The sequence below is a fragment of the Micromonospora sp. NPDC052213 genome, assembly GCF_040679695.1.
GTDB lineage: Bacteria > Actinomycetota > Actinomycetes > Mycobacteriales > Micromonosporaceae > Micromonospora.
This window is the reverse complement of the sequence record NZ_JBFAVI010000266.1, coordinates 1-6020: the sequence shown is the minus strand read 5'-3', so window position 1 is coordinate 6020 and position 6020 is coordinate 1. Positions and strand designations below refer to the sequence as shown.

General features: G+C 76.2%; 7 protein-coding genes. 2 read left to right on the top strand and 5 right to left on the bottom strand.

Translation table 11 applies throughout. The features are described 5' to 3' along the window. From AB0L34_RS32480 to AB0L34_RS32470, 3 genes are all read right to left on the bottom strand, one after another. The coding region (locus AB0L34_RS32480; RefSeq protein WP_363709341.1) for a TlyA family RNA methyltransferase at positions 1 to 596 on the bottom strand (596 nt) is incomplete at its 3' end. A gap of 22 nt (positions 597 to 618) precedes the next feature. Then, the gene (locus tag AB0L34_RS32475) at positions 619 to 888 is read right to left on the bottom strand and encodes a hypothetical protein (protein ID WP_363709339.1); all 270 of its coding nucleotides are present in this window, start codon (positions 886 to 888) and stop codon (positions 619 to 621) included. Positions 889 to 913: 25 nt separating this feature from the next. Further along, a complete protein-coding gene (locus tag AB0L34_RS32470) occupies positions 914 to 1564 on the bottom strand; it encodes a hypothetical protein (RefSeq protein WP_363709337.1) in 651 nt (216 codons plus the stop codon). Positions 1565 to 1677: 113 nt separating this feature from the next. Between AB0L34_RS32470 and AB0L34_RS32465 the strand changes: the two genes are divergently transcribed. Beyond that, positions 1678 to 2016, top strand: a complete 339-nt coding sequence (locus tag AB0L34_RS32465) for an SCP2 sterol-binding domain-containing protein (protein ID WP_363709345.1) — start codon at positions 1678 to 1680, stop codon at positions 2014 to 2016. Positions 2017 to 2114: 98 nt separating this feature from the next. Here the strand turns inward: AB0L34_RS32465 and AB0L34_RS32460 are convergent, their stop codons facing one another. Both AB0L34_RS32460 and AB0L34_RS32455 read right to left on the bottom strand, forming a co-directional pair. Further along, positions 2115 to 3125 (bottom strand): HAD-IIA family hydrolase, encoded by a 1011-nt coding sequence (locus AB0L34_RS32460; RefSeq protein ID WP_363709335.1) that lies wholly within the window; start codon positions 3123 to 3125, stop codon positions 2115 to 2117. Continuing rightward, a complete protein-coding gene (locus AB0L34_RS32455; protein ID WP_363709343.1) occupies positions 3122 to 4054 on the bottom strand; it encodes a Replicase polyprotein 1ab in 933 nt (310 codons plus the stop codon). Before AB0L34_RS32455 ends, AB0L34_RS32460 begins: the two co-directional genes overlap by 4 nt. Here AB0L34_RS32455 and AB0L34_RS32450 point away from each other — a divergent pair. Further along, positions 3965 to 5842, top strand: coding sequence for a hypothetical protein (locus AB0L34_RS32450; RefSeq protein ID WP_363709347.1), 1878 nt, complete (start codon positions 3965 to 3967; stop codon positions 5840 to 5842). The genes AB0L34_RS32455 and AB0L34_RS32450 overlap by 90 nt on opposite strands. The last annotated feature ends 178 nt before the right edge of the window (positions 5843 to 6020 follow it).

Here is a 6020-nt window from a genome sequence, read left to right as displayed (position 1 = left end):
CCGGCGCCGACCCGCTCCTCGCCGACCTCGAACTGCGGCTTCACCATCAGCGCGAGGTCGCCGTCGGGCCGGGTGCAGCCGGCCAGCGCCGGCAGCACCAGCCGCAGCGAGATGAACGACAGGTCGGCGACCGTGAGGTCGACCGGCCCCCCGATGGCCTCCGGAGTGAGCGTACGGACGTTGGTGCGCTCGAAGACCCGCACCCGGGGATCGTTGCGCAGCGGCCAGGCGAGCTGCCCGTAGCCGACGTCGACGGCCACCACCTCGGCCGCGTCGGCGCGCAGCAGCACGTCGGTGAAGCCGCCGGTGGAGGCGCCCGCGTCCAGGCAGCGCCGGCCGGCAACGGTCAACCCGCCGGGGGCGAAGGCGGTCAGCGCGCCGGCCAGTTTGTGCCCGCCCCGGGAGACGTACTCGGAGCTGGGGTCCTCGCCCGTGACCAGCAGCGGGTCGGCGGGGTCGACCATCCCGGCGGGCTTGCGGGCGGGCACCCCGCGCAGCTGGACCCGGCCGGCCTCCACCAGCGCGGCGGCCTGCTCCCGGGAGCGGGCCAGGCCGCGGCGGACGAGTTCGGCGTCCAGCCGGTTACGACGTGCCATGCGTGGTTCTTCTCCGGTCCGGTCAGGCCTGGTCGATGGTGGCGAGGGTTTCCCGCAGCGTCTCGTACGCCGCCTCGTACTGCGCGATCTGGTCGGCCGGGGCGAGCGTCGCGGCGTTGGCCATCGCGCGCACGGCGGCGTCGACGGCGGGGTGGCGCGCCTCGTCGAGGTCGTCGAGCGGCTCGGGTCGCGGCGGCCCGGGGCGCGGTCCGGGTGTGGGGCCCGGCCGGACAGCGGGCGGCGGGCCGGGACGGGCACCCGGCGGCGGGCCGGGACGGTGGGGGCCGGTCACGACCCGCTCCCGGCCGCGGGGCGGATCACGCCTCGCCGCCCGGCTGCTGCCTGCGGGCGGACGCGTTCTTCACCGGCCGGGCCGGCCCGGCGTCGGCGCCCTGGGCCTTCGCCGGCTGAACCTGCTCGACGTCGACGCCCTGGGACTTCGGCGTCGGGACCTGCTCGACGTTGCCACCCTCGGCCGGGGCGACGGCCGACGGCGCCCGCTTCGCCACCGCCTTCTTGGCCACGGCCTTCTTCGCGACCGCCTTCTTGGCCACGGCCTTCTTGGCCACCGCCTGCGTCGCGACGGGCGTGCCCGGACCGGCCGTGGGGGGCGCGGCCGGCTCGGCGGCGCCCGGGGCCGCCGACGGGGTGGCGGGGGCCGCGGGGGTCCTGGCCTCCCGGAGCTGGCGCTCCAGCTCGTGCACCCGGCGGGTCAGCTCGGCGACCTCGTCGGCGGTGGCGAGCCCCACCGCGCCGAGGGCCCGGTCGACCTCGAACCGGACCAGCTTGGTCAGCGCCTCCCGATTCGCCGCGCCGGTGGAGACGAGTTCCTCGGCGAGCGCCTGCAACTGGCCGGCGGTCGCCCCGCCCGAGCCGACGAGGCGGCGCACCGCGTCCTGGGCCTTCTTCCGGGGCGCCTCCGTCAGGCCCATGGCCAGCTCGAGGTAGGCGCGCCACGCGTCCTGCATGCCTGAGTCCTTCCGCGGGGCGGGGGTGTGCAGGTGTCACGCTACCGGGCACCCCGCGACGCCCCGTGCGGTACGGTGCCGGGGACGGCGTGGCGAACGGCGAGGGGGCGACAGTGGCCAGCGTGGACGAGTGCCGGCAGGCGTTGCAGGAGCTGGCCGCCCGGCTGGACCGTAACGCGGAGACGGTGCGGGAACGGATCGACCTGGACCGCACGCTGGCCTGCCGGATCACGGACCTGGACACGGCCTTCCACGGCCGGCTCGCCGACGGCCGCCTGGTCGACCTGGTCGACGGCGACGACCCGAAGGCGAAGATCGCGCTGAGCACGAGCAGCGACGACCTGCTCGCGTTGGTCCGCGGTGAACTCGATGTCACCCGCGCGGTCACGTCCCGGCGAGTGTCGATCAAGGCGAACCCGCTCGACCTGATGAAGCTGCGCAAGCTGCTCTGAGCCGCGGCCGAGGCAGCCTGCGCCGAGCCCCGGCCGGGGCAGCCCGACCGCCGGGTAGAACCGGGCCGGGGGTGTTCGGGCCGGGAGGGCGGGACCGTTCAGGCGGACAGGCCGAACGCGGTCAGCACCTGCCCGGCCGCCGCCGAGCCGGCACGCACCCGCGTCGCGTCCCCGGTCCAGGCCGCCGCGCACAGCGCCGCCACGGCGTCCAGCGGACGGCCCGCCCCGGACAACTCCAGCGCGCCGTCCCGCGACGTCACCGACCACCCGTCCGCCGGGCCCGGGACCCGCACCACCGCCGCCGGGTCGAAGAGCCCGGCGAGGTCCATCGCAACGTACGTCGGCCGGTGCTCCGGCGGGGCGGCGAGCAGCTCGGCCACGTCGCTGACACCGGTGAACACCAGCAGGCTGTCCAGGCCCGCCCGCCGGGCGCCCTCGATGTCGGTGTCCAGCCGGTCGCCGACCACCAGCGCCCGGCCCTCGCCGGCGCGGCGGGCCGCGGTGGCGAACAGCGCCGGCTCGGGCTTGCCGACGACCACGTCGGGATCCCGCCCGAGCGCGGTCCGCAGCGCGGCGACCAGCGCGCCGTTGCCCGGTAGCGGTCCCCGAGCGCTGGGCAGCGTCCGGTCGGTGTTGGTGGCGATCCAGGTCGCCCCGCCGCGTACGGCCACCGACGCCTCGGCCAGGTCCACCCAGCCGACCTGCGGCCCGTACCCCTGCACGACGGCGACCGGCGACTCGTCGGCCCGGGACACGGGCGTCAGCCCGGCGGCGCGGACCTCGGCCCGCAGTGCCTCGGCGCCGACCACCAGCACCGCGGCGCCGGGGGGCAGCCGGTCGCGGAGCAGCTCGGCGGCGGCCGCCGCGGAGGTGAGCACCTCCTCCGGCCGGGCGGGAACGCCGATCCCGGTGAGCAGGTCGGCCACCTCGCTGGAACGGCGTGAGGCGTTGTTGGTCGCGAACGCGACGCGCCGCCCCTCGGCGTGCAGTTGGCCGACCGCCTCGACGGCGCCGGGGATCGGCCGGTCGATCAGATAGATCACCCCGTCCAGGTCGAACACGACCAGGGCGTACCCGTCGACCAGCCGCTCCCCGGCGTCCCCCGTCATCGCTGCGGGGCGTCCGACTCGCCGGTGCCGGCCGACTCACCACGGGTGGCGGCGTCGGCGGCGTCGGTCCCGGTGCCGTCGGCGGCGGGGCCGGCCGCGACAGCGCGCGCCTCGTCGTCGGTCAGCTCGTCGTCGGCCAGGTCGTCCGTCGGCACGTCCGCGCTCCCGGCCTCGTCCCGCTCGTCGGCGGTCCCGGCCTCGTCCCGTCGCCCGTCGTCGTCGCGCTCGGCGTCGCCGGTGAGGTCGGCATCCGGACGGGCCGGCACCGCACCCGGGGCGCCAGGACCGGCGGCGATCGCCTCGGCGGACTCCTCGTCCTCCTCGTCGCCCTCGATCACCACACCGTCGAGCTCCAGCAGGCGCTCGGCGGCGTCGGTCTCGCCCTCGGTGTCCGCGTCGGCCGCCCGAGAGAACCACTCGCGGGCCTCCTCGCGGCGACCGACCGCGAGCAGCGCGTCGGCGTACGCGTAGCGCAGCCGGGCCGTCCACGGCTCGGCCGCCTCGACGGTCAGCTCGGGAACCTGGAGCATGGCCACCGCGGCGTCCTTCTGGCCGAGGTCGCCGCGCGCGCCGGCCGCCACGATCAGCAGCTCGATCGCCACGGCCTGGTCCAGCTTCTCCCGGTCCGCGCCACGGAACAGGTCGATCGCCCGCTCCGCCCGGCCCAGCGCCCGCTCGCAGTCCGCGAGCACCGCCAGGTGGCTCTGCAGCCCGGTCATCCGGTGGTACGTGCGCAGCTCCGCGATCGCGGTCTGCCACTCCCCCGCGTGGTACGCGGCCAGGCCCACCGCCTCACGGACGGCGGCGATCCGGGACGCCAGCCGACGGGCGGCCAGCGCGTGCGCCAGCGCCTCCGCCGGGTCCTCGTCGATCAGCTGACCCGTGGCCACCAGGTGACGGGCGACCGTCTCGGCGACCGGCTTGGCCAGCGACAGCAGCTCGGCCCGGACGTCCTTGTCGAGGTCGGTGGCGACGATCTCGTCGGGCAGCGCGGGAGCCTGGGTACGCTCCCCCTCCGCCTCCGGTCGCTCCCGCCGCTCGTCGCGGCGCTCGCCACCCCGGAAACCGCCCTCACGGCGCTCACCGCCGCGGAAGCCACCCTCACGGTCACCGCCACGGAAACCGCCTTCGCGACGCTCACCGCCGCGGAAGCCCTCACGGTCACCGCCACGGAAACCGCCTTCGCGACGCTCACCGCCGCGGAAGCCCTCACGGTCACCGCCACGGAAGCCACCCTCGCGACGCTCGCCGCCCTCACGACGGAACCCGCCTTCGCGACGCTCACCGCCGCGGAAGCCCTCACGGTCACCGCCACGGAAGCCGCCGCCCTGGCGCTCGCCGCCCTCACGGCGGAACCCGCCTTCGCGACGCTCGCCACCACGGAAGCCGCCCTCGCGGTCACCACCACGGAAGCCACCCTCGCGACGCTCGCCGCCCTCACGACGGAACCCGCCTTCGCGACGCTCGCCACCGCGGAAGCCCTCACGGTCACCACCACGGAAGCCACCGCCCTGGCGCTCGCCGCCCTCACGACGGAACCCGCCTTCGCGACGCTCGCCACCACGGAAGCCGCCCTCACGGTCACCACTACGGAAACCACCGCCGGGCCTGTCGCCACCCTCACGGCGGTCGCCACCACGGAAGCCACCTTCGCGGTCACCGCCACGGAAGCCGCCCTCGCGACGGTCACCGCCACGGAAACCGCCTTCGCGACGCTCGCCACCGCGGAAGCCACCCTCGCGGTCACCGCCACGGAAGCCACCCTCGCGACGGTCACCGCCACGGAAACCGCCTTCGCGACGCTCGCCACCGCGGAAGCCACCCTCACGGTCACCGCCACGGAAACCGCCTTCGCGACGCTCGCCACCGCGGAAGCCACCCTCACGGTCACCGCCACGGAAGCCACCGCCGGGCCTGTCGCCACCCTCACGGCGGTCGCCGCCGCGGAAGCCACCCTCACGACGCTCGCCACCGCGGAAACCGCCCTCACGGTCACCACCACGGAAGCCACCGCCGGGCCTGTCGCCACCCTCACGGCGGTCGCCGCCGCGGAAACCGCCCTCACGGTCACCACCACGGAAACCACCGCCGGGCCTGTCGCCACCCTCACGGCGGTCGCCACCGCGGAAGCCACCCTCGCGGTCACCACCACGGAAGCCGCCCTCGCGACGCTCGCCACCGCGGAAACCGCCCTCACGGTCACCACCACGGAAGCCGCCCTCGCGACGCTCGCCACCGCGGAAACCGCCCTCACGGTCACCACCACGGAAACCACCGCCGGGCCTGTCGCCACCACGGAAACCACCTTCGCGACGCTCACCGCCACGGAAGCCCTCACGGTCACCGCCACGGAAACCGCCCTCACGGCGATCCCCACCGCGGAAGCCACCCTCACGGTCGCCAGCGTCCCGGCGGAAGCCACCCTCGCGCGGCGGGCCCGAACGGAATCCGCCCTCGCGGCGCTCACCGCCACGCTCGCCCCGGAAACCACCCTGGCGCTCGGCGCCGTCACGACGGGGGGCGCCGGCCGCGCGGAAGTCGCCATCACGGGAACCAGACCGGTACCCGCCTTCGCGGCGGTCGCCGCCGGCGTATCCGCCGCGCTGCCCGCCCCGGTCATCCCGGTACGACGGCCGGTCGTCGCGGCGCGGGGCGCCCTCGCGCCCGCCCGCCCGGTCTTCGTAGCGACGGGGACGATCTCCGCCCTGCGATCCTGAACTCACAGGTACATCCTTCCTCATTGCGCCACCTATGGCGCTACGCAGTCGAGGGGCGGCCCCGGTGGGGGGGGCCGCGCCTGGGATTATTTTGCCGCGGTGTGCGACAAACCCACACCCACCCCCGGGGAGTTCCCAAGGCGGGGGGTGGGGTAGGTTGCGGGGTGGGGATTGTAAC